General features: G+C 57.8%; 21 protein-coding genes and 1 pseudogene. 14 read left to right on the top strand and 8 right to left on the bottom strand.

Annotation, left to right across the window (positions count from 1 at the left end):
- Positions 1-8: 8 nt before the first annotated feature.
- Positions 9-473, top strand: a complete 465-nt coding sequence (locus ACZ3HH_RS18840) for a CreA family protein (RefSeq protein ID WP_095055696.1) — start codon at positions 9-11, stop codon at positions 471-473.
- A gap of 185 nt (positions 474-658) precedes the next feature.
- Here ACZ3HH_RS18840 and rpsT read toward each other — a convergent pair whose 3' ends face one another.
- Positions 659-937: a 30S ribosomal protein S20 gene (rpsT, locus tag ACZ3HH_RS18835; protein WP_007901883.1), complete on the bottom strand. Its 279-nt coding sequence runs from the start codon at positions 935-937 to the stop codon at positions 659-661.
- Between the two features lie 388 nt (positions 938-1,325).
- Here rpsT and murJ point away from each other — a divergent pair, with 388 nt between their 5' ends.
- The 6 genes from murJ (at position 1,326) to ispH (ending at position 8,925) form a co-directional block, all read left to right on the top strand.
- Positions 1,326-2,864 (top strand): murein biosynthesis integral membrane protein MurJ, encoded by a 1,539-nt coding sequence (gene murJ, locus ACZ3HH_RS18830; RefSeq protein WP_367373009.1) that lies wholly within the window; start codon positions 1,326-1,328, stop codon positions 2,862-2,864.
- Positions 2,865-2,993: 129 nt separating this feature from the next.
- Positions 2,994-3,944, top strand: coding sequence for a bifunctional riboflavin kinase/FAD synthetase (gene ribF, locus ACZ3HH_RS18825; RefSeq protein WP_185047083.1), 951 nt, complete (start codon positions 2,994-2,996; stop codon positions 3,942-3,944).
- On the top strand, positions 3,945-6,776 hold the full coding sequence (gene ileS, locus ACZ3HH_RS18820) for an isoleucine--tRNA ligase (RefSeq protein ID WP_465806668.1): 2,832 nt from the start codon (positions 3,945-3,947) through the stop codon (positions 6,774-6,776).
- A complete protein-coding gene (gene lspA / locus ACZ3HH_RS18815; RefSeq protein WP_465806666.1) occupies positions 6,769-7,281 on the top strand; it encodes a signal peptidase II in 513 nt (170 codons plus the stop codon). Before ileS ends, lspA begins: the two co-directional genes overlap by 8 nt.
- Positions 7,282-7,288: 7 nt before the next feature.
- The gene (fkpB, locus tag ACZ3HH_RS18810) at positions 7,289-7,726 is read left to right on the top strand and encodes an FKBP-type peptidyl-prolyl cis-trans isomerase (protein ID WP_187326444.1); all 438 of its coding nucleotides are present in this window, start codon (positions 7,289-7,291) and stop codon (positions 7,724-7,726) included.
- 251 nt (positions 7,727-7,977) lie between these two features.
- Positions 7,978-8,925, top strand: coding sequence for a 4-hydroxy-3-methylbut-2-enyl diphosphate reductase (ispH, locus tag ACZ3HH_RS18805; protein ID WP_033054296.1), 948 nt, complete (start codon positions 7,978-7,980; stop codon positions 8,923-8,925).
- Here ispH and ACZ3HH_RS18800 read toward each other — a convergent pair.
- On the bottom strand, positions 8,894-9,451 hold the full coding sequence (locus ACZ3HH_RS18800; protein WP_465806664.1) for a GspH/FimT family pseudopilin: 558 nt from the start codon (positions 9,449-9,451) through the stop codon (positions 8,894-8,896). The genes ispH and ACZ3HH_RS18800 overlap by 32 nt on opposite strands.
- A 131-nt stretch (positions 9,452-9,582) precedes the next feature.
- Between ACZ3HH_RS18800 and ACZ3HH_RS18795 the strand changes: the two genes are divergently transcribed.
- From ACZ3HH_RS18795 to thiO, 7 genes are read left to right on the top strand one after another with little or no spacing between them, the layout of a single operon-like run.
- The gene (locus ACZ3HH_RS18795) at positions 9,583-10,056 is read left to right on the top strand and encodes a GspH/FimT family pseudopilin (RefSeq protein ID WP_008008702.1); all 474 of its coding nucleotides are present in this window, start codon (positions 9,583-9,585) and stop codon (positions 10,054-10,056) included.
- Positions 10,053-10,502 carry a type IV pilus modification protein PilV gene (gene pilV / locus ACZ3HH_RS18790; protein ID WP_367373005.1) on the top strand — a complete coding sequence of 150 codons (450 nt, stop codon included), beginning with the start codon at positions 10,053-10,055 and terminating at the stop codon, positions 10,500-10,502. Before ACZ3HH_RS18795 ends, pilV begins: the two co-directional genes overlap by 4 nt.
- Positions 10,499-11,212 (top strand): PilW family protein, encoded by a 714-nt coding sequence (locus tag ACZ3HH_RS18785; RefSeq protein ID WP_465806661.1) that lies wholly within the window; start codon positions 10,499-10,501, stop codon positions 11,210-11,212. Before pilV ends, ACZ3HH_RS18785 begins: the two co-directional genes overlap by 4 nt.
- Positions 11,213-11,223: 11 nt before the next feature.
- Positions 11,224-11,703 (top strand): pilus assembly PilX family protein, encoded by a 480-nt coding sequence (locus tag ACZ3HH_RS18780; protein WP_465806659.1) that lies wholly within the window; start codon positions 11,224-11,226, stop codon positions 11,701-11,703.
- Positions 11,690-14,812: a pilus assembly protein gene (locus ACZ3HH_RS18775; RefSeq protein ID WP_465806657.1), complete on the top strand. Its 3,123-nt coding sequence runs from the start codon at positions 11,690-11,692 to the stop codon at positions 14,810-14,812. Before ACZ3HH_RS18780 ends, ACZ3HH_RS18775 begins: the two co-directional genes overlap by 14 nt.
- 14 nt (positions 14,813-14,826) lie before the next feature.
- Positions 14,827-15,231 (top strand): type IV pilin protein, encoded by a 405-nt coding sequence (locus ACZ3HH_RS18770; RefSeq protein WP_465806655.1) that lies wholly within the window; start codon positions 14,827-14,829, stop codon positions 15,229-15,231.
- A gap of 57 nt (positions 15,232-15,288) precedes the next feature.
- Complete coding sequence (gene thiO / locus ACZ3HH_RS18765) at positions 15,289-16,389, top strand: glycine oxidase ThiO (RefSeq protein WP_465806653.1); 1,101 nt, start codon at positions 15,289-15,291, stop codon at positions 16,387-16,389.
- A gap of 158 nt (positions 16,390-16,547) precedes the next feature.
- On the opposite strand, the gene ACZ3HH_RS18760 is transcribed toward thiO, so the two are convergent.
- The 6 genes and pseudogenes from ACZ3HH_RS18760 to ACZ3HH_RS18735 form a co-directional block, all read right to left on the bottom strand.
- Positions 16,548-17,888: a sigma-54-dependent transcriptional regulator gene (locus ACZ3HH_RS18760; protein WP_465806651.1), complete on the bottom strand. Its 1,341-nt coding sequence runs from the start codon at positions 17,886-17,888 to the stop codon at positions 16,548-16,550.
- Positions 17,889-17,890: 2 nt separating this feature from the next.
- Positions 17,891-19,480, bottom strand: coding sequence for a sensor histidine kinase (locus ACZ3HH_RS18755; protein ID WP_465806649.1), 1,590 nt, complete (start codon positions 19,478-19,480; stop codon positions 17,891-17,893).
- On the bottom strand, positions 19,470-19,703 hold the full coding sequence (locus ACZ3HH_RS18750; protein WP_465806647.1) for a PP0621 family protein: 234 nt from the start codon (positions 19,701-19,703) through the stop codon (positions 19,470-19,472). Before ACZ3HH_RS18750 ends, ACZ3HH_RS18755 begins: the two co-directional genes overlap by 11 nt.
- Before the next feature lie 154 nt (positions 19,704-19,857).
- Positions 19,858-20,115, bottom strand: a complete 258-nt coding sequence (locus ACZ3HH_RS18745; protein ID WP_465806645.1) for a bacteriocin immunity protein — start codon at positions 20,113-20,115, stop codon at positions 19,858-19,860.
- Positions 20,112-22,094 carry an S-type pyocin domain-containing protein gene (locus tag ACZ3HH_RS18740; RefSeq protein ID WP_465806643.1) on the bottom strand — a complete coding sequence of 661 codons (1,983 nt, stop codon included), beginning with the start codon at positions 22,092-22,094 and terminating at the stop codon, positions 20,112-20,114. The genes ACZ3HH_RS18745 and ACZ3HH_RS18740 overlap by 4 nt, the downstream gene beginning before the upstream one ends.
- A 270-nt stretch (positions 22,095-22,364) precedes the next feature.
- Positions 22,365-23,618: pseudogene (locus ACZ3HH_RS18735) on the bottom strand (IS3 family transposase).
- Between the last annotated feature and the right edge of the window lie 64 nt (positions 23,619-23,682).

The raw sequence follows: 23,682 nt of genomic DNA, 5'->3' as shown, positions 1-23,682 counted from the left end.
ATACCTGAATGCGTGTGGCAAAAGGATTATTGGGCTTGTTGTTGGCGATGCCGCTACTGGCCTCAGCTGATGAAATTGGCCAGGTGTCGACGGTGTTCAAATTTGTTGGCCCGAACGACCGTATCGTTGTCGAAGCGTTTGATGATCCGAAAGTGGATGGCGTGACTTGCTACCTGTCGCGCGCCAAGACCGGCGGCGTAAAGGGTGGGTTGGGTCTGGCTGAGGATCGCGCTGAAGCGTCTATAGCGTGTCGTCAGGTCGGGCCGATCAACTTCAAGGGTGAGCTCAAGGATGGTGAGGAAGTGTTCAAGGAGCGCACGTCCTTGGTGTTCAAGACCATGCAGGTGGTGCGATTCCTCGACAAGAAGCGCAATACGCTGGTGTACCTGGTTTATAGCGATCGTTTGATCGAGGGCAGCCCGCAAAATGCGGTGACGGCGATTCCGATTCTGCCGTGGACGCACGCTCAATAAGCTAGTGAAGATCCAAAATGTGGGAGCGGGCTTGCTCGCGAAGACTGACTGACATTCAGCACCTATGCTGGCTGTTACGCCGCCTTCGCGAGCAAGCCCGCTCCCGCATTTTTTTGCGTGGCGTTTGCCAAATCGCAGGCAATAAAAAACCGACCCTGAGGTCGGTTTTTTAATGAGCGTGTCGCTTAGGCAGCAGCGGCAACGTTCAGGGCCTTTACGTGGCCATTCAGGCGGCTCTTATGACGAGCAGCTTTGTTCTTGTGGATGATGCCTTTATCGGCCATACGGTCGATAACTGGCACAGCCAGAACGTAAGCAGCTTGAGCTTTAGCAGCGTCTTTTGCGTCGATGGCTTTAACTACATTCTTGATGTAGGTACGAACCATGGAACGCAGGCTGGCGTTGTGGCTGCGACGCTTCTCAGCCTGTTTTGCACGTTTTTTGGCGGAAGGTGTGTTGGCCACCGTCGAGCTCCTCGAAAGACTTTTTAGGAAATAGCAAACAAAATAGGCCGCGAATCATGCCGATGAGTTGATGTCTTGTCAAGGGCGGGAGAAACGTTCCGCTAAGTGGCCGGTTCAGGCCCCCATGAAAACTACTGCGCTCGGCAATACAGCGTTGAAAACAGACTCGAAATGCTCATTGACTAACGTCAACTGCGCTTTCTCGCTTGCTTTCGCCTTGTCTTGCCTTCGCTCGCTACGTTTTCAAGGGGGCGGTGAGCTGGATATTTCTTTCCGGCGTGCGACCTGTAAACTCGCGAGCTTTGGCTCTGTGCTGTTGCGGCGCGGAGTATCGCATAAGTGGGCGCGTTGTTCGCCTGCTGTTTATCGACAGGCAAAAACTCTTTCAATGAATCTGCTCAAATCGTTGGCCGCTGTCAGCTCTATCACGATGCTTTCCCGGGTGTTGGGGTTTGTTCGTGACACCCTTGTCGCACGTGCATTTGGCGCCGGAATGGCGACCGACGCCTTCTTTATCGCCTTCAAACTGCCCAATCTGCTGCGACGGATCTTCGCGGAAGGGGCTTTTTCCCAGGCTTTCGTGCCAATTCTCGCCGAATATAAAAGCCAGAAGGGCGAGGAGGCGACGCGAACGTTCATTGCCTATGTCTCGGGCCTGCTGACGCTGGTGCTGGCGCTGGTCACCGCGCTGGGCATGCTCGCCGCGCCTTGGGTCATCTGGGCCACGGCGCCGGGTTTCGCCACTACCCCGGAAAAATTCGAGCTGACTTCCGATCTGCTACGGGTCACTTTTCCTTATATATTGCTGATCTCCCTGTCTTCATTGGCCGGAGCGATCCTCAACACTTGGAACCGCTTCTCGGTGCCGGCCTTCGTGCCGACCCTGCTCAATGTCAGCATGATTATTTTTGCGGTGTTCCTGACGCCGTATTTCGATCCGCCGGTGATGGCGCTGGGTTGGGCTGTTCTAGTGGGCGGTCTGGCGCAATTGCTGTTTCAGCTGCCGCACCTGAAGAAGATCGGCATGCTAGTGCTGCCGCGTCTGAATCTGCGCGATAGCGGTGTCTGGCGAGTCATGAAACAGATGTTGCCGGCGATTATCGGCGTTTCGGTCAGCCAGATTTCGCTGATCATCAACACCATATTTGCTTCATTTCTGGTGGCCGGTTCCGTGTCCTGGATGTATTACGCCGACCGCTTGATGGAGTTGCCCTCTGGTGTGCTGGGAGTGGCGCTGGGCACGATTCTGCTGCCGACCCTGGCCAAGACTTATGCCAGCCAGGATCGTCACGAGTACTCGCGGATTCTCGATTGGGGGCTGCGCCTGTGCTTCATGCTGGTGTTGCCATGCGCCCTGGCGCTGGGGATTCTGGCTGAGCCACTGACTGTTTCGCTGTTCCAGTACGGCCAGTTCAGCGCTTTTGATGCGGCTATGACGCAGCGCGCGCTGATTGCTTATTCAGTCGGCTTGCTGGGAATTATCGTGATCAAAGTGCTGGCACCGGGGTTTTATGCGCAACAAAACATCCGGACCCCGGTAAAAATCGCGATTTTCACCCTGATCGTTACCCAGTTGTTCAACCTGGTATTGATCGGTCCGCTGGCGCACGCCGGTCTGGCCTTGGCCATTAGCGCTGGCGCCTGCATCAATGCCGGGCTGTTGTTCTATCAACTGCGCAAGCAGCAGATGTATCAGCCGCAGCCGGGCTGGGCGAAGTTCGGGCTCAAATTGTTGGTGGCGGTGGCGGTGATGTCCGCGGTATTGCTGGGTGCAATGCACTTTATGCCGGCTTGGGGGGAGGGGCATATGCTTGAGCGTTTGCTGCGTCTGGGTGCATTGGTGATCGCCGGCGTGGTGGTCTATTTCGGCATGTTGCTGTTGATGGGCTTTCGTTTGCGCGACTTCAATCGCAAAGCGCTGAGCTGAGGCTTTTGTCTCGATAAACACGGGCGGGCCGGCGGTTTTGTCGGCTCGATCACTTTGGGTTACGGTGTTGCCTGTCGTCGGCCGCCGGGTGTGGTTATAATCGACCACTTTATGAGCAAGAAGCGCGTTATGCAGCTGGTTCGAGGCCTCCACAACCTGCGCCCCCAGCATCGGGGCTGTGTCGCCACTATTGGCAACTTTGACGGTGTTCACCGTGGTCACCAGGCTATCCTGGCCCGGCTGCGTGAGCGTGCGCTCGAGTTGGGCGTGCCCAGCTGCGTGGTGATTTTTGAGCCGCAGCCGCGAGAATTCTTCGCCCCGGACACCGCCCCGGCCCGTCTGGCCCGCCTGCGGGACAAATTGCAGCTGCTGGCCGTAGAGGGTGTCGACCGGGTGCTGTGCCTGGCGTTCAATCAGCGCCTGAGCAAACTCAGCGCCAGCGAATTCGTCGATACCATTCTGGTGGACGGCCTCGGCGTACAGCATCTGGAAGTCGGCGACGATTTCCGTTTCGGCTGCGACCGGCTAGGGGATTTCGATTTCCTGCAACAGGCTGGCGTCCTTCAGGGGTTTACCGTCGAAGCGGCGCAGACCGTCGAACTGGACGGCATTCGTGTCAGCAGCACTCAGGTGCGTAACGCCCTGGCCGCTGCAGATTTTGCCTTGGCCGAGCGGCTGCTCGGTCGTCCGTACCGGATTGCCGGGCGGGTCCTGCACGGCCAGAAGCTGGCGCGTCAACTGGGTACGCCGACCGCCAACATACAACTCAAGCGTCGTCGTGTGCCGCTGTCCGGGGTTTATCTGGTCAACGTCGACATCGACGGTAAAACCTGGCCAGGCGTCGCCAATATCGGCGTTCGGCCAACGGTCCAAGGTGATGGCAAAGCCCACCTCGAAGTACACCTTTTAGATTTTGCCGGCGATCTGTATGACCGGCGTTTGACGGTGGTTTTCCACCACAAGCTGCGTGAAGAGCAGCGTTTCGCCTCTCTGGAGGCGCTTAAGACGGCGATCAATGCGGATGTCGCCGCCGCCCGTGCCCTGTCGCACCTAGCGCCAATCGCTAATGAAGAGCCTTAAATGACCGACTATAAAGCCACGCTAAACCTTCCGGACACCGCCTTCCCAATGAAGGCCGGCCTGCCTCAGCGCGAACCGCAGATTCTGCAGCGCTGGGACAGCATTGGCCTGTACGGTAAGTTGCGCGAGATTGGCAAGGATCGTCCGAAGTTCGTACTTCACGACGGTCCTCCGTACGCCAACGGCACGATTCACATCGGTCATGCGCTGAACAAGATTCTCAAGGACATGATCATCCGCTCGAAAACCCTGTCGGGTTTCGACGCGCCTTATGTTCCGGGCTGGGACTGCCACGGTCTGCCGATCGAGCACAAAGTCGAAGTGACCCACGGCAAGAACCTGGGCGCGGACAAGACTCGCGAACTGTGCCGTGCCTACGCCACCGAGCAAATCGAAGGCCAGAAGTCCGAATTCATTCGTCTGGGCGTGTTGGGCGACTTCGCCAACCCGTACAAGACCATGGACTTCAAAAACGAGGCCGGTGAAATCCGCGCCCTGGCGGAAATCGTCAAGGGTGGCTTCGTGTTCAAGGGCCTGAAGCCTGTGAACTGGTGCTTTGATTGCGGTTCGGCCCTGGCTGAAGCGGAAGTCGAGTACGAGAACAAAAAATCCGCAACCATCGACGTGGCTTTCCCGATCGCTGATGAAGCCAAACTGGCTGCCGCGTTCGGTCTGCCGTCGCTGGGCAAACCCGCCTCGATCGTGATCTGGACCACCACCCCGTGGACCATCCCGGCCAACCAGGCGCTGAACGTTCACCCGGAATTCAACTACGCCCTGGTCGACGTCGGCGACAAACTGCTGGTGCTGGCTGAAGAGCTGGTCGAGTCGTGCCTGGCCCGTTACAGCCTGGAAGGTTCGGTCGTTGCGACCACCACCGGTAAAGAACTGGAACTGATCAACTTCCGTCACCCGTTCTACGACCGTCTGTCGCCGGTTTACCTGGCCGAATACGTCGAACTGGGTGCGGGCACCGGCGTGGTTCACTCCTCGCCAGCCTACGGCGTAGACGACTTCGTGACCTGCAAAGCCTATGGCATGGTCAACGACGATATCCTCAATCCGGTGCAAAGCAACGGCGTGTACGCGACATCGCTGGAGTTCTTCGGCGGCCAGTTCATCTGGAAGGCCAACCCGGCCATCGTCGACAAACTGACCGAAGTCGGCGCGCTGCTGCACACCAGCATCATCGAACACAGCTACATGCACTGCTGGCGTCACAAGACCCCGCTGATCTACCGTGCCACCGCACAGTGGTTCATCGGCATGGACAAAGAGCCTGCGACCGGCGAAACCCTGCGCAAGCGGGCGATCAAAGCCATCGAAGAGACCAGGTTCGTTCCGGCCTGGGGCCAGGCGCGCCTGCACTCGATGATCGCCAACCGTCCTGACTGGTGCATCTCCCGTCAGCGTAACTGGGGTGTGCCGATCCCGTTCTTCCTGAACAAGGAAAGCGGCGAGCTGCACCCACGCACCGTCGAGCTGATGGAAATCGTCGCCCAACGCGTCGAAGTCGAAGGCATCGAAGCCTGGTTCAAGATGGACGCCGCCGAGTTGCTCGGTGAAGAAGCACCGCTGTACGACAAGATCAGCGACACCCTGGACGTCTGGTTCGACTCGGGCACCACGCACTGGCACGTCCTGCGCGGTTCGCACTCGATGGGCCACGAGACCGGTCCACGTGCCGACCTGTACCTGGAAGGTTCGGACCAACACCGTGGCTGGTTCCACTCGTCGTTGCTGACCGGTTGCGCCATCGACGACCACGCCCCGTACCGCGAGCTGCTGACCCACGGCTTCACCGTTGACGAGTCCGGCCGCAAAATGTCGAAGTCCTTGGGCAACGTCATCGCGCCGCAGAAGGTCAACGACACCTTGGGCGCCGATATCATGCGTTTGTGGGTCGCTTCTACCGATTACTCGGGTGAAATGGCGGTTTCCGAGCAGATCCTGCAACGCAGTGCGGACGCCTATCGGCGCATTCGTAACACCGCGCGCTTCCTGCTTTCCAACCTGACCGGTTTCAACCCGGCCACCGACATCCTGCCGGCCGAAGACATGCTGGCGCTGGACCGTTGGGCCGTGGATCGCACCCTGCTGCTGCAACGCGAGCTGCAAGAGCACTACGGCGAATACCGCTTCTGGAACGTCTACTCCAAGATCCACAACTTCTGCGTGCAGGAGCTGGGCGGTTTCTACCTCGACATCATCAAGGACCGTCAGTACACCACTGGCGCCAACAGCAAGGCCCGTCGTTCGGCGCAAACCGCGCTGTACCACATCAGCGAAGCGCTGGTGCGCTGGATCGCGCCGATCCTGGCGTTCACCGCCGACGAGCTGTGGCAGTACCTGCCGGGCGAGCGTAACGAGTCTGTGATGCTCAACACCTGGTACGAAGGCCTGAGTGAATTGCCGGAAGGCTTCGAACTGGACCGCGCCTACTGGGAGCGGATCATGGCGGTGAAGGTGGCGGTCAACAAGGAAATGGAAATCCAGCGCGCGGCGAAGGCCGTCGGTGGCAACCTGCAAGCCGAAGTGACGCTGTTCGCCGAAGACGCGCTGAGCGCCGACCTGGCCAAGCTGAGCAACGAACTGCGCTTCGTGCTGATCACCTCGACCGCTACCGTTGCGCCGTTCGTTCAGGCGCCGGGCGATGCCGTGGTCACCGAAGTCGGCGGTTTGAAACTGCAAGTGGTCAAGTCGAGCCATGCCAAGTGCGCCCGTTGCTGGCACTGCCGTGAAGACGTCGGCGTGAACCCGGAGCATCCGGAAATCTGCGGTCGTTGCGTAGACAACATCAGCGGCGCTGGCGAGGTTCGTCACTATGCCTAATGCCGTTGGCCGTTTCGGACGGCTGAGCTGGCTCTGGTTGAGTTTGCTGGTCCTGGTCATCGACCAGGCCAGCAAGTTCTACTTCGAAGGCAAGCTCCAGATGTACCAGCAAATCGTGGTGATCCCCGATTTGTTCAGCTGGACCCTGGCCTACAACACCGGCGCGGCGTTCAGTTTCCTGGCTGACAGCTCGGGCTGGCAGCGCTGGCTGTTCGCCCTGATCGCGGTGGTGGTCAGTGCGGTGCTGGTGATCTGGCTCAAGCGCCTGGGGCGCAACGAAACCTGGCTGGCAGTCGCCTTGGCGCTGGTGCTGGGTGGCGCGTTGGGTAACCTGTACGACCGCATTGCGTTGGGCCATGTGATCGATTTCATTCTGGTGCATTGGCAGAACCGCTGGTATTTCCCGGCGTTCAACTTTGCCGACAGCGCAATTTCTGTCGGTGCCGTGATGCTTGCACTCGATATGTTCAAAAGTAAAAAGACCGGAGAAACCGTTCATGACTGAACAGGTATTGGCTGAACAACGCATCGGCCAGAATACGGAAGTCACTTTGCACTTTGCATTGCGTCTGGAGAACGGTGACACCGTCGACAGCACCTTCGACAAAGCCCCGGCGACCTTCAAGGTTGGCGACGGCAACCTGTTGCCAGGTTTCGAAGCAGCGCTGTTCGGCTTCAAGGCCGGCGACAAACGCACCCTGACCATCGAGCCGGAAAACGCCTTTGGTCAGCCGAACCCGCAAAACGTGCAGATCATCCCGCGCTCGCAGTTCAAGGATATGGAACTGTCGCCTGGCTTGCTGGTGATCTTCAACGATGCGGCCAATACCGAGCTGCCCGGTGTGGTGAAAGAATTCGATGACGCCCAGGTGACCATCGACTTCAACCACCCGCTGGCCGGTAAAACCTTGACCTTTGACGTCGAGATCTTCAACGTCAAAGCGCTGTAACAGACCGAACCCGGTCCAATGTGGGAGCGGGCTTATGTGGCGAGGGGGCTTGTCGGAACGCCGCATCGCCCCGTTGGGGCGCGAAGCGCCCCTGAAACCAACCGCTGCGATCTTGAATGAGAAAGTGGTGACCGGTTTACGATTGCTGCGCAATCGAACGGGGGCAAGCCCCCTCGCCACAAAAGGCTCGCTCCCACAGTAGTTTTTTCACTGTTTTCGCTATTTCTTGCGCGCAAGACACGAGGCACAGCATGCAAATCAAACTCGCCAACCCCCGTGGCTTCTGCGCCGGTGTGGACCGGGCGATCGAAATCGTCAACCGCGCCCTGGAAGTCTTCGGGCCGCCGATCTACGTGCGCCACGAAGTGGTCCACAACAAATTCGTCGTCGAAGACCTGCGCGCCCGCGGGGCGATCTTCGTCGAAGAGCTGGATCAGGTGCCGGACGACGTGATCGTGATCTTCAGTGCCCATGGCGTTTCCCAGGCCGTGCGCACCGAAGCCGCAGGCCGTGGCCTGAAGGTGTTCGACGCTACCTGCCCGCTGGTGACCAAGGTGCACATCGAAGTTGCGCGTTACAGCCGCGATGGTCGTGAATGCATCCTCATCGGCCACGCCGGTCACCCGGAAGTCGAAGGCACCATGGGCCAATACGATGGCAGCAATGGTGGCGCGATTTATCTGGTCGAGGACGAGAAAGACGTCGCCGCGTTGCAGGTGAACAACCCTGAAAAACTGGCTTTCGTCACCCAGACCACCCTGTCCATGGACGATACCAGTCGCGTGATCGACGCCCTGCGTACTCGGTTCCCGGCAATCGGCGGTCCGCGCAAGGACGATATCTGCTACGCCACGCAAAACCGTCAGGACGCCGTCAAGCAGCTGGCAGACGAATGCGATGTGGTGCTGGTGGTCGGCAGCCCGAACAGCTCTAACTCCAATCGTCTGCGTGAACTGGCTGAACGCATGGCCACCCCGGCCTATCTGATCGACGGCGCTGAAGACCTGCAAAAGAGCTGGTTCGACGGTGTCGAGCGGATTGGCATCACTGCCGGAGCCTCCGCACCGGAAGTGCTGGTGCGTGGCGTGATCCAGCAATTGCAGGCCTGGGGCGCCACCGGGGCCGATGAACTGGCCGGCCGCGAGGAGAACATTACGTTCTCCATGCCTAAAGAGCTGCGCGTGCGTTCGTTGCTGTAACACCTTTCGCCTTTCGACACAGCGCCTGCTCAGCCTTATCCTTGGCCAGGCGCACTCGACCGCTCGCCGCCAGCACTACCTGGAGCAGGCTGACCGGCTCGCGAGTCGCGCAAATGTGCAGTCTCCCTGCCTGAAATGCCCCGTCGGGCATCTGCGGTTCCCCCAGACTGCTGAACCGTACAAAACGTCTTACCCACCAATTACCGACAATCGGCGTCCGTGCATCACTCGCGCGCTCGACCAACAGCGGGTTGCTGCTGTCCTCCGGCCCTTTGCCACTGATGTCCAGAATGATTCGCCAGCCTTGGCTCCAATCGCCATTGATGCCATGAATGACTACGCTCTGGTTGCGGGTGATGGCCAGGGTTCTGGCGTGCCGGATCCCGCTGATCAGCGACTCGGCCGCCTGTTGTCGATGGTTCGATTCTGTGAATGCAGCGAACGCCGGGCTGACCAGTTGCAGAACAATCCCGACAATTGTCAGTCCCATGAGCAGTTCGATCAGGCTGAAACCTTGCTGATGCATGTCATTTCCTTCCCTGGAGTGCTGCAGCCCGCACGATCCCTGCGCGAGTAATGGCAAAACAACCGTACATCCGCCGGTCGAATGTTCTAGCGTGTAGAAGCAGGTATAGCCGACGGCAACGGAGGGCACCGATGGATCATCGTACAAAAGGTTTCACGCTGATCGAGCTGCTGATCACGCTCGCCGTGTTTCTGATCCTGATCAGCCTGGCTGTTCCGGCGTTTACCCGCTCGGTGCAAAGCACCAAGGCCGATACCGAGATTGGTGATCTGCAACGCGCGCTCAATTACGCGCGGCTCGAGGCGATCGACCGGGGCATTACCACCCGGGTTCGCCCGACAGCAGGCGGAAGTGTCTGGACCGGCGATCTGACCGTTTATGACGGTACCGGCAACCCGGCCAATGTATTGCGGGTTGTTCCAGCGATGAGCAGTGGCGCCACTCTGACGCTAACCTCAGGAGTGACCGCAATTGATTTCAACAATCTGGGCGGTTTGTCGGCGCCGTCCACGGCCGTCGTGATCAGTTATGTACTGGGGGCACAGAGCAGGACGCTGAATGTGTGTTTGAACGGACGAATTCTATTGGGTGGAAGTTGCGGATGAGGGGTTGGAGCAAGCGTGCACAGGAGGGCATGACGCTGATCGAGGTACTGGTCGCGTTGTTGGTTCTGGCCGTGGGGTTATTGGGCGCGGCGGCGATTCAGCTCAATGCGCTGAAGTACACCGACAGCTCGCGGATGACCAGTCAGGCGAGTTTTATCGCCTACGACATGATGGACCGCATTCGCGCCAACTCCGGCGCCGATTACACCGTCACGCCACCGACCTCGGGCAATTTGAGCGTGGCCCGGGATCAGGACCTTTTCGACTTCACTCGCAACATCGCCAGTTTCGGCGGCGCCACGGCGACCGGCAGCATCACCCGTAACCAGCGGGTATACACCATCACCATTACCTGGGACGACTCAAGGGCCGCCAATACCGCCGACTCGCGCCGTAGTTTCGTCGTTGTCAGCCGCGCCACCGTTGATCCGGCGACGACACCATGATCAGAGCCAATAGAGGTTTCGGCCTGATCGAGTTACTGATTGCCCTGGCGTTGAGTCTGGTCGTGGTGCTTGGCGTGGCGCAGATCTTCATCGCAGCTAAAAATACCTACGTCAGTCAGAACACCGCCGCCGGCATGCAGGAAGATGCACGGTTTGTCCTGAGCAAGATGATTCAGGAAATCCGCATGGTCGGCATGTTCGGTTGCCTGGGCACGATTATCGACGCCAGCTCGGCAGGGAATTTCAATGCCAGTCAGATCACGCCGATCAGTTGGGACAATGCCAACCTCAAATTGACTTTGGTCACCGCCGATGTCGGCGGCAGTGGCGGGGTGCCAACCTGGACGGTGTTTTCCGACTGCCGCAATACCGCGACGGCTTACTCCGGTGCACCTGCGCCGCCGTCGGGACAGTTGGCATTTCCGATTCGGCGATTGATCTACAGCTTCAGCAACAACCAACTGCTGATGGGTTCCGGTGTTGGTACGCCGACGCAGCAGGTGCTGGTGAACAATGTCAGTGAGTTCAATGTGAGCTTCGGCCTTGCCAGTTCGGCCACGGATACGGCCGCCTCCAGCTACAGCAGCAACCCGTCCGACCCGGCGCGAATCCGCAGCGTGCGACTGACGCTGACGCTGATCGACCCGAACAACCGGGTACGCGAACAAACCTTCAACGTGGTTGCCGCCTTGCGCAACCGGTTGCCATGAGGGGAGGGCCGATGAATATTTCTCCCATGCCCCCTCACGCCCAGCGCGGCATGGCGCTGTTGGTCAGCCTGGTATTTCTTCTGGTACTGACATTGATCGGTCTTTCGTCGATGCAGAGCGCTACGTTGCAGGAAAAAATGGCCGGCAGCGTGATTCTGCGCAACCAGTCGTTTCAGGGGGCGGAAGCGGTGTTGCGCGTCGGCGAAAGCGCGGTGCAACTGAATAGCTATTCATTACCGGTTTGCAGCGGTACCAGCCAATGCGCGCCGCCAGCCGAAGCGTCGGTCATTACCGCCGCCGGGTTCAACTCCACCTCGGGGGTGACCTGGATTGCCTCCGGCAGTGGTTTTTACGGGGTGCAGAACATAGGCACCACCCTGACGGCCGTGAACGTGCCGAGCAACACCTCGGCAACGCTGTACCGGGTGACCGCCGTGGGCATCGCGGGCAACTCACGTAGTGTGGTGGAGAGTATCTATGCGAAGTACTGAGACCCCCACAGGCTGGCACCGTTGGTTGTTGCAGGTGTTCTGCGGCGCGGCGTTGAGTCTTTATCTGACAGCGCCGGCTTATGCCTTCACGCCCTCGGATTCGCCGCTGTTGAACGCCGCTGCCGTGGCGCCCAATGTGATGTTGTTACTCGATGACTCGAAGGGTATGAACAGCATTATCTGGGCGGCAGGCTTCGACCCGACGGTCGCACGTACCCCGGTGACTATTTGCCTCTCCAATGGTTCGTGCAACAAAGGCCGCGACCTTGACATGACCGATACCAATATTGCTTTGTCGAGTTTGAATCATGGGACGTGTTCGAAGGCCGGATGGTACGGTTTTTATATGAACAGCGTTTCCGGTCTGGATTCGCTTTGCCTGAAGCTTCCTGATCCGGTGGGGAGCGAGGACACCCTATATACGGCGAATTACCTGTCCTATCTAATAAGCTTGGCGAACAATGCTGACCGGGATTTCACTGATGGTTCTATCCCCAATGATTACCGGATGAATGTGGCGCGCAACGTCTTCAAGACGTTAGTGACCAGCAACCGTTCGCTGCGCATCGGCTTGGCAACGTTCAACCTGGCTGTTGGCAACCGTAAGGATGACGGCGGTTACATCGTCCGTTCGATCAGTGATTTGTCGGCAGTCAGCGGCACTGTGACCCAGGCTCAGGCCGATACCAACTACAACGCATTGATCGCCGGAATCGACGAGCTGAGCGCACAGGCCAATGCACCGTTGGCTGAAGCCTATTACGAGATCACCCGTTATTTTCGTGGCATGACGCCCTACAACAACTCGATAGTCAACACCTACACCAGTCCGATTCAGTATCGCTGCCAGAGAAATTACGGGGTGGTGATCACCGGTGGTCTGCCGACCTTCGATCGCACCTTTCCCACCGACGATCCGCAGGGCCTCAGCCGCTTACCGAACTGGGACGGTATCAGCGGTAACGATGGCGCCAACCCCGTCGGCGACAAAGAGGGCGACACCTTTTATCTGGATGACATCGCCAATTTCGCCTTCGATATTGACATGCGCTCCACGGGTACTGACACGACAGGCAAAAGCTGGAACGCCCTGGATTTTCCCAAGCAGAACCTCAACACCTATACCGTGGGTTTCACCGTGGCAAACCAGATGTTGTCGGATGCCGCCAGCTATGGGCAAGGTAAGTACTATCAGGCGACCGATAGCGCGGGGCTCAACAGCGCATTGTCTTCAGCCTTGAGCGATATCACTTCCAAGGCAGGCTCCGGTGGCAGCGGCGTGACCAGTGGCACGACCCTGACCAGCAACTCGAGCTACTTCCAGACCAGCTATGACCCCAAGGACTGGCGGGGCACCATAAAGTCCTTTGGTTTCACATCGGCGGGAATAGTCAATACGGCCACAGTGCTGTGGACCACCGATACCACCATCGTGCCCGGTGCCACCGCGCCGACCTACCAGTCCTGGAACACGCAGACCAACGCGGCTGTCACCTTGGCCTACAGCAATTTCTCGTCGGCCCAGCAGACATCCCTCAGCCAGGGGCTGCCTACCGGCATTACCGGCAGCGATCTGGTGGAGTGGAGCAAGGGCACCAACAAAACCGGGTTGAAAGCGCGCAGCGTATTGCTCGGCGACATCATCAATTCGCCACTTGTGCTGGCCGCGCCCACGGACCAAACCGCGTCCGATCTGGTGGGCGACACCAGTTACAGCACTTATCTCACCACCAAAGCCGCCAATATGAACTCCAGCCTGGTGGTGAATGCAAACGACGGTTTTGTAAACATCATCAATTCCACCAACGGGGCCAGACGCTACGCCTATATGCCCGCCAGTGTGCTGCCGTCATTGCGCTACATTGCTGACTCCACTTACATCAATGGTGTGAGCCACAAATATCTGGTCGACGGCCAAGTCGGTGTGTTTGATGCCCAACTCAACGGCGCCTGGAAAACCCTGGCGATTGGCGGAACAGGGGCGGGCGGCAAAACCTTCTATGCGCTGCAACTGTTCGACGCCTCGGCCGGTAACGTGACTAACGCGTTGTGGGAAATCAGTGCGCCGGCCACGGCCAGTACTGCGAACGATTTCAATGATCTGGGTTATGCCTATGCGCGCCCCGAAGTGGCACGCTTGGCCGATGGTCGCTGGGCCGCGTTCATCTCCAACGGCTATGGCAGCAACTCCGGGGTGGCAGCGCTGTATGTGGTGGATATTAGCGACGGCTCGCTGATCAAGAAAATCGTGGTCGATGGTACGCAAACCACTAATGGTCTGTCGTCGGTAAAGCTCAGGGTCAACTCACAGAATGTGGTCCAGGCCGCCTATGGTGGCGACCTGAAAGGACAGTTGTGGAAGTTCGATTTGAGCGGCACCAGCCCCGACACCTGGGGTGTGGCGTTTTCCGGCAAGCCGTTGTTTACCACGGCCGGCGGCGCGACCCAGCCAATCACTGTGCAGCCATTGCTGGCTGATCACGCATTGGGCGGCAAAGAAGTGTTTTTCGGTACCGGCAAACTCAATGAGGCCGCCGACAAGACCAACAAGGACGTGCAGGCGTTCTACGCGGTATGGGATGCGGAGGGGGGCGCCGGCCAAATTACCGCGTCCAGCTTGCAGGCGCAGGCGGTGACTGGCGTATTTTCGGGCAGCACCGGACAATTCATCACCACCAGCCAGAATGAAGTGACCTACCCGGCAAAGAAAGGCTGGTACTTGCCCTTGGTGTACAACAACGTGCTGACGGGGGAGCGGGTACTCAATCAGGCCAGTCTGGTGTCAGGGCGAATCGTCTTTACCACGGCCAGTATGGATACCATAGACCCCTGTACCAGCTTCGGCACTGGCAAACTGGTCGAGCTCGATGCGTTCAGCGGTAAGATGCTCAATTACGCGGTGCTCGATACCAATGGCGACGGGACGGTCGACAGCACTGACACGATTTCCAGCGGGGTGATCTTCACGGGCGGTATTCCGACCTTGAACGCGGTCGTCAATGACGCAACCCGCAAAGTGGTGAACGATTCCGGTGGTGGCGTGACCACTCTGGTGGAAAAGTCCGGTGGCGGCAGCGGCCGTCGCATCATGTGGCGACAAATACAGTAAGTGAGAGTTGAGGCATGCGCAGATCCAACCGAGGTTTTACCCTGATCGAAATCATGATCGTGATAGCGATCATCGGGATCGTCATCACCATTGGCTATCCGAGCCTCACCGAGTATGTAAAAAAGGGCCGTCGTACTGAAGTGGCTGGGCTGCTTTCCGAGCAGGCGCAGATCCTTGAGCGCTTCTATTCGAAGAATAATTATGTCTACACCAATGCCATCGGCCTGAGTGCCGGCAATGATTTCTATACCATCACCCCGACCCTGACCGATCAGACCTTCCTGCTGACAGCAACACGCAAGGCCGGATCGAGTATGGCGAGCGACAAGTGCGGGGACTTCACCCTTACCAACACCGGCGTAAGAAGCATGGTCAATGCAGCGTCCGGCCTGACCACCAAGGATTGCTGGGGTCGCTGAGTTTCTTTATTCGGGCGCTCTTTGCGCCTTCTGCCTATTGAGCGGTTGGATCAGAACATGAGCAAGCAACAGCAAGTGGTGATTATCGGCGGCGGGGTGATTGGCCTGCTGACGGCGTTCAATCTCGCGTCCGAAGTGCAGAGCGTGGTGCTGCTGGACCGCTCGAATGTCGGTCAGGAGTCGTCCTGGGCCGGTGGCGGGATCGTCTCGCCGCTCTACCCGTGGCGCTACAGCCCGGCGGTCACTGCGCTGGCTCATTGGTCCCAGGATTTTTATCCACAGCTGGCGGAACGTTTGTTCGCCGCCACGGGTGTCGATCCTGAAGTCCACACCACCGGGTTGTACTGGCTGGACCTGGATGACGAGGCCGAAGCGCTCGCCTGGGCCAAGCGGGAAAACCGTCCGCTGCGGGCTGTGGATATCTCTGCGGCACATGATGCGGTGCCGGTGTTGGGCGGCGGTTTTTCACGGGCAATCTACATGGCCGATGTGGCCAATGTGCGTAATCCACGACTGGTGAAGTCCCTCAAGGCAGCGTTACTGGCGCTGCCAAACGTGACGATTCACGAGCAATGCGAGGTCAGCGGGTTTATCCGTGAAGGCGCTGCGGTGGTCGGGGTACAGACTTCGATGGGGGCCATTGCGGGTGATCAGGTGGTTTTGACGGCCGGGGCCTGGAGCGGTGACTTGCTGAAAAGCCTGGGCCTGGTACTGCCGGTCGAGCCGGTCAAAGGCCAAATGATTCTCTACAAGTGCGCGGCGGACTTCCTTCCAAGCATGGTTCTGGCTAAGGGGCGTTATGCCATTCCTCGGCGTGACGGGCACATTCTGATCGGCAGTACGCTGGAGCATGAAGGCTTCGACAAGACGCCGACCGACGCTGCACTGGAAAGCCTGAAGGCCTCGGCGGTGGAGTTGATTCCGGCGCTGGCGGATGCCGAGGTAGTGGGGCATTGGGCCGGGTTGCGGCCGGGGTCGCCGGAAGGGATTCCCTATATCGGTCGGGTGCCGGGTTTTGACGGGCTCTGGCTCAATTGCGGGCACTACCGCAATGGGTTGGTGCTGGCTCCTGCGTCGTGTCAGTTGTTTGCGGATGTGATGCTGGGGCGGGCACCGATCATTGATCCGGCACCGTATGCGCCAGCCGGGCGCATCTGACCGAGCGATCTTTGTTGTTGGTCAGATCACCTTCGCGGGCAAGTCGGATCGTCGCACTGCTCGCTCCTACAAGTATGTGTCGTGCCCAAATCATGCGGCACACATAAACCCTGTAGGAGCGAGCAGTGCGACGATCCGGCTTGCTCGCGAAGGGGCCCTCAATCCAGCCCCAATTTCTTGAGCCTGTAACGCATCGACCGAAACGACAGATTCAACCGCTGAGCCGCCGCCGTGCGGTTCCAGCGGGTTTCTTCCAGGGCCTGGAGGATGAGTTTGCGTTCGACGTTTTCCAGATAGGCTTCCAGATTGTCGATTTGCGTCAGGTCCGGCACACCGCCGTCCGGGTTGCAGTTACCTTCAGCCAGGCGCAGGTCGCAGGCTTCGATCTGTTTGTTCTCGCACAAGGTGTGGGCTCGCTCGAGCATGTTCTCCAATTCCCGCACGTTCCCTGGAAACCGATAATTTTTCAGTGCATCGAGGGCTTGCGGGTGGAGTTTTGCAGCGGGCTGGCCAGTGCCAGTCGCCAGTCGCTTGAGCATATTGTTGGCCAGAAGCTCAATGTCGTCGCGGCGTTCGCGCAAGGGCGGCACCCGCAACTCGATCACATTGAGGCGGTAGTACAAATCCTGGCGAAAGCGTTCGGCGGCGACTTCGGCATTGAGATCCTTGTGCGTGGCGCAGAGGATGCGCACATCAACCACGGTTTCCTGCTGCCCACCGATGCTGCGAACAGCTTTCTCCTGAATCGCCCGTAGCAGTTTGACCTGCATGGCCAGCGGCAAGTCTGCGACTTCATCAAGGAACAAAGTGCCGCCCTGAGCGGCCTGGAACAGCCCGGGTTTGTCTTCTATCGCGCCGCTGAAACTGCCTTTGCGATGGCCGAAGAATTCGCTTTCCATCAATTCCGACGGAATAGCCCCACAGTTCACCGGCACGAACGGTCGGCTGGCGCGTGGACCTTGGTCGTGGATCAGTCGGGCGACCAGCTCCTTGCCGCTACCGGACTCGCCGCTGATGTACACCGGGGCCTGGCTGCGGGCCAGTTTGTCGATTTGTTTTCGCAGGCTGCGCATCGGCAGTGAGTCGCCCAGTAGCCGACGGTCGATGGCGCTGCTGGCGCCGCCTGGCGCAGGCAAACTCAGCGCGCTGACCACCAGTTCGCGCAGGCGGGTGAGGTCGACCGGTTTAGTCAGAAAGTCGAAGGCGCCAGCCTTGAGCGCGTTGATTGCCGTCTCCAGGCTGCCGTAGGCGGTAATCATCGCTACCGGCACTTGCGCATAGCATTGTTGGATGTGCTGAACCAGGGCAAGACCGGTGCCGTCGGGCAGGCGCATGTCGGTCAGGCACAGGTCGAACGTCTCCCGTGCCAGCAGTGCTTGCGCTTCTGCGAGGTTGCGGGCGCTGAAGGTGTCGAGTTTCATCCGTCCCAGGGTAATTTCCAGGAGTTCGCGGATATCCGGTTCGTCGTCGACGATCAGGATTTTTTGCCGTGGGCTCATGTTCAACTTTGTTTCCGTCCGTGAGCAAAAGTGATGCGAAAGCAGCCGCCGCCTTGGCGTGGTTTGAAGTCTAGGCGGGCCTGATTGCTTTCGCACAGCTCACGGGACAGATAAAGCCCCAGGCCAGTACCCTGGCTGCTGGTGGTAAAGAACGGTTCGAACAAGTGCGAGCGCTGCTCCGGCGCTACGCCGGGGCCATCGTCCAGGACTTCAAGGGTCGGCAACTGGCTGTCCGGGTCAATAAACAACTTGAGCCAGGCCTGCGCCCGATCATGGTTCAGGGCGCTATGGCGCCAGGCATTGCGTAATAGATTGTCGAGAATCTGGGTCAGTTGATTCGGATCCATCAGGGTTTTGAAGTCTCCGGAACTGATGTGCAGGTGAATTTGCTGACGTTCGGTCGCCCCTTCGCGGGTTTCAGCGACGAAGTGCTCCAGCCACGGCCGCAGATCCAGCCGTTGCGGCACGGTTTGCTGGCGACGGGACAGTTGCAGGACGTTCTCGATTACCCGATTCATTCGCTGAGAGTGATCTTGAATAATCTGCGTCAGACGCCGATCCGCGCCGTTCAGTTCCTCGGATTCCTGCAGTAACTGCGCGGCATGACTAATGGCGCCCAGTGGATTGCGGATTTCATGGGCAATACCGGCAGTCAGGCGGCCCAAGGCTGCGAGTTTAAGTTGCTGCGCCTGTTGGGCGATTTGGGCGAGGTCTTCGAGAAAAACCAGCGTCTGGTGGTGTGGGCTTTGGTCCAGGGCAATGAAACTCGGTTGCAGCTCAAGGCCATTGCTGGCGATTTTCAGGCTTTGCGGGCGCAAAGTCGGATTGTTGAACCATAGTTGGAGCCGCTCGACCAACGGCATCGAATGATCGTCGATCATCTGGCCGTCCAGGTTTTCCTGCCCCAGCAAGGTCAAGGCACTGTGATTGGCCAGTTGCACGCGCCGTTGGTCGTCGAGCACCAGAATGCCCGTGCGCATGCGTTGCAGGATCAGTGCGTTGAGGGCTTCGAGGCCGAGCACTTCGCTGGCCCGCTGCTCGGCCAGGGTTTCGCTGACTTCCAGTCTTCGGATCAAGCCTTGCACCAGCAATGCAGCGGCAAAACACAGGGCGCCGAGAGTGCCTATTTGCAGGTAATCGTTGGGACTGGTGGGATGGCTGAAGCTCAGAAGGAAGCTCAGACCCACGATGCCGAGGGCGCCAACTGCCGCAATAAGCAGGCCGATACGCCCGCGCAGCAGGGTGTTGCTGATGACCACCGACACGATCAAAAGGTTGCCGATGGCGCTGGGCATGCCGCCAGCGGCATAGAACAGGCCGCATAGCAGCAGGACATCGACCAACGCCAGGCTGAACAACTGCGCCGGGCGCCGGGTGTTCTCCAGAAAGACCACCAGCAGGATATTCAGCACCAGGTACAACCAGCTGCCATTGCGCAGCAAATCGTCATTGGCGAACTTCAGCAACTGGTTGTCCATGTTGCTGGAGATCAACAGCACCAAGGTGATGCCGATGCTTAAACGGTAGAGGTGATAGAGGCGCAGCAATCGCTGAGCCTGTTTGTGGCCGGGATTGGGGGTCTCAGCGATCACTGGAGCCCGGGCCTTGCTCAAGGTGAGCCTGGCTGCAATACCACTGTTGTTCGAGTTTCAGTGCGCGGTCGCGGGGCAGGTGTACGCCGCAATGGGCACAGCGCACCATGGGCGGGGCATCCTGTTCGCGCGGTGTTTGAGTGGTGGAGGCAGGCGTCTTGAGTTTGCGCCATAGCCATACCGCAGCGGCAATCAGGGCGATCCAGAACAATAAACGAAGCATGGTGAGCTGCTTTTTGAGTAGTGAATTGGCAGTTTAGCCAAGGACGGAGCAGGCGCACAGCCTAATAAAACGTTGAAATAAAAAGGCAGCTGCAAAGGCAGCTGCCTTACACGAGGCTTTCGGTGTGACTTGACGCTTTATCAACCTTTCTTGGTTACTCGGGTTTGAAACCGGGTTTTCCGTTGGCGGCTCGCCAGTCTTTCACTTTTTTGATGATGGCCTCAGGTGTTGCGTCTTCGTCAGAGTCTGTGTAGTAAATCAAGTCGGATCCGTCTGGATGTTCTGTCAATTTTTTAAATAGAAGTATTGCATCTATATGCTCTTTTTCAGTTGGGTAGTCTGCTCTGCAGATTTTTGTTGTTAGTTCAAGAAACTCTGCTTCTGTATAGGCTGATATGTTAGTTTGGTTCATTGTAGTCGGCCCTTTTTGTGTATTTCCGAATGTCTTCTAGGGGTGATAACTCTGATGTTGTCGATGTCATATATGGCACCACCTTCGGAAACAGGTTCTATATGGTGTAGTTCAAATTTTATGTTGCTGCCAAGATGGTCTTCTTCGCGTGAAGACGGTGCATGCCCTTTCTTCATTGCCTCTATATTGTTAGGTCTGAACTGTTTGGCCAAGTCAATATCATCTGTGATAGCTCTCCATAGGTTTTCCCGAAACAATCTGAAATTCGAAAACTCCTTCCCTCTGAGCTTATCTGCAATCTGCTTCGGGATGGCTGCACCTTCTCCTTGTGAGGCAACTCCCAGCCAGACACCTGAAACCACCTCCCCATAACCACTGGCCACACCCGGCTCATTACGCCGATCCCTGAACATCGTGAAAACAGGTGGCATCCCCGAATCAGCCGGAAACACCGTGATAAAGCCACCAAAACTGTAGAGATCCAGCTCGGGGAACCTATCGATCCTTCCTTCAAGAGCCGTCACGGTAGTGCCGTCGTAAACGGCTACGTTCATCTCGCTCGCCGGGAGGGAGGTTGATGCGTTGTTCGGCTGGACTATCGGCGTCCAGGTCATGCCGATGGACGGAACATCCGGGTTGTAGGACCTATAAACGTTCAGTGCCGGGTCGAGAGTGGCGAGTCGCACCGGCACTTTGGAGGGCACTGTCGTTCCGTGAGTGGCCGCAACAAAGAACTCCGTGGTATTGCCCACAGTCCTTGAGCCCATCGCGACCGGCAATTCGATGTCTCCATTAGCCTCGGCAATAGCGTGCAATTCAGGGAGGCCATCGGGCAGAAGATCCGAGAGCGGGACGCTCAAGGCATGAAGATCGTCAGGCTCGTATTTCGAGAGTGAGAGGCTCCAGTTATGAAGATCATCCGGCACCAGATCCGAAAGCGGCGGGATGCTCATTTCGCTGTTACCTAATGGCGAGGGAAACAGCAACGCCGCGAACCCGACCATCACCGCGCTTGCTGACGCGGTGCCTGCGGCAATCACTGCGGCTATTGCAGTCTGCAGAGACGCCCTGATTGCCTGGGTGGTGGCTGGATTAGTGGCGAGACGACCTGTTGCCAAGGAGAACACCGGGCCAACTGCCACAGCTGATCCCGAAACGGAAAATGGCCGATTGGCGCTGGCTGCGTCCATGGAAGCTATCAAGGCATATAGTTCTTTGAGCTGGGCGTCCGTTTCTGCACGCCTTTTCTCAGCCGCCTCCTCTTGTGTTTTAGCTTCTTTAGCTTCTTTGGCTTTGCGTGCGGTTTCAGCAGCCAGGCGCTGTGCTTCTTTCTGCGCCTCTTGCGCTTTGCGTGCCGCTTCAGCAGCCAGATATTGCGCTTCTCTCTGGACCTGTTCCTGGGCTTGCACTGCAGCCAGCCAGTTCAGTACGTTAACTTGCTGCTGGTTGAGCATCTGGATGGTTTGTGACAGCAGCCTGGCCTCGTATGCCGCTTTGTACGACGCGAGCCAGGCCTGCATCGCGATACCATTCGGGCGGACCGGATTTTCCAGGGTCACGGCTTTGGGGTAGAACGCCGGCCAACGCCGACCAATGGGGTCAACGCCATAAAAACGATTGGCGAGTGCCGTTTGGTGGTGAAATTCCGCTGTCTTGCGTGCCAGAAGCGTGTTGCGCACACCCAGTTCGCGAATGATTGCTTCCGAAGGGGGAAGCGGGTGAGTGGATCCTTCGAGTCTGGTGGCGGCCAGTTCTTGCTCGATGGTTTGCGGTAATTGACTGGATCTAACTTGATACTCCTGTTCTGAAGTTTTGATGGTGGTCTTTAAGACGTTCAGAACACTCTCGACTACCGGCCCGTATGCGAAAAGGCCGTTCTCATGATGAGATGAAGTTGCGCGTATGGAGGTTACGCCCGGAGGCGCCGTTGCTGTAATACGTATGTGTTGATCCAATTCCCATGGTGGAGGCTTTTGCATATTCATATCCTTTTGAATGTGCGTTGTATTCAGGGCAGTATTTTAGTGAGCGATTATTTCGCACCCTTTAACGTTACAGCAGAAGTCGCAGGTATGAGTCTGAGAGTGTTGTAAGGGATTACATATAGAAAAGAGAGAAGTTTCGGAGGGCTAAAAGTAAAGGCAAGATGTTCTTTTACATAAAAAGACTCTTCCCATGCTGTTGCAGGAAAAGCCTTTCAGAAGGGTCTTAGCAGAAGCATTTTTCGCGGTCGATGAAAAACACCATGTCTAGTCCTGAAATAGGTTTACACCTGTTTCACTTCAACGCCCGATGCACCGCATCGGGCGTTTTGTATTTCAAAGACAGGTGCGGTCGCTCGCGGTTATAGATCGATACCGACTCACTCACCATCTTCTTCGCCTGCGTCAAATCCTGCGGTCGCTGGAGCATAAGCTCTGTCTTTAATATCCCGTTGACCCGCTCTGCCAATGCGTTTTGGTAGCAGTCATAGCCGTCCGTCATAGAACACCGGATGCCGTGTTTCGCGTGCAGTTCCTGGTACATTCCCGAGCAATACTGGCTGCCTCTATCCGAGTGGTGGACCAGCGACTGCTGCGTTCGACGGTGTTTCACCGCCCGGCGCAACGCATGCGCTACCGACTCGGCGTGCAGGCTTTCATGGACGTGATAGCCCACGATCTTTCGCGAAAAAGCATCCGTCACAAGGCTCAGATAGGCCACACCTTCCTGAGTTGGCAAATAGGTGATGTCAGCCACCCAGACTTGTTCCGGGCCGCTTGCAACAACCTGATCAGGACCGGGCTTGAGCAGGTTCGGATGGCGTCGAAAGCGATGATGGCTGTCGGTCGTCTTGTGGTAAGCCCGCCTGCGGGTCACCAATAAACGCCTTTCGCGCAGAATCGAAAACAGCCGATCTCGACCCACTTGCAGCTCAAGTTGAGGCTGGCAATGCAGCAAGTAATGCAGCTTTCGGGTGCCCAGACGTGGCTGCCGCTGACGCTTTTGCTGAACGTAATCGGCAACTTTCTGATCCAGAACGAGACGAGCGGCATCGGCGCGATTGCGTTTGTAGTAAGCCTGTCGGCTTATCCCCATGAACTGGCAAGCCCTGCTGATACTCAGGTTTTGGACTCGCTTTTGCGCGAGGACTTGCCGGGACGCTTTTTTATGACAGAGAGGCCGTAGTCATTCTTCAAGACATCCACGACAGCTTCGAAAAACTGCGCTTTCTGATTGGACAGAGCCAATTGCTCTTCAAGTTCTTTGATGCGTTGCTCTGGCGTCAATGGTCGGTTTTTGTCGGGCATAGACCCCATCCTCGGCGAGCCAATGTATGTGCCTGGGCTCCAATCTTGCCGACCATGCTTGCGTAACCACGTCAGAACGGTCGTTTTGCCTTGAATCCCGTAGCGCTCCTGAGCCTCTTTATAACTCAGCTCGCCTTTTTCGACCTGGTCGACGACCGACAATTTAAAAGTCAGCGTGTAGTCTCGCTGACTACGCCTTTTTGCTGATTCCATTACTCCCTCCTGAAAATAGATCAGAAGGTGTAAACCTTATTCAGGACGGGACACCACCCATAAA

The organism is Pseudomonas sp. PME37.24/025 (assembly GCF_055556615.1).
The sequence above is the reverse complement of the archived record's forward strand: the minus strand, read 5'-3'. Positions and strand labels throughout refer to the sequence as shown.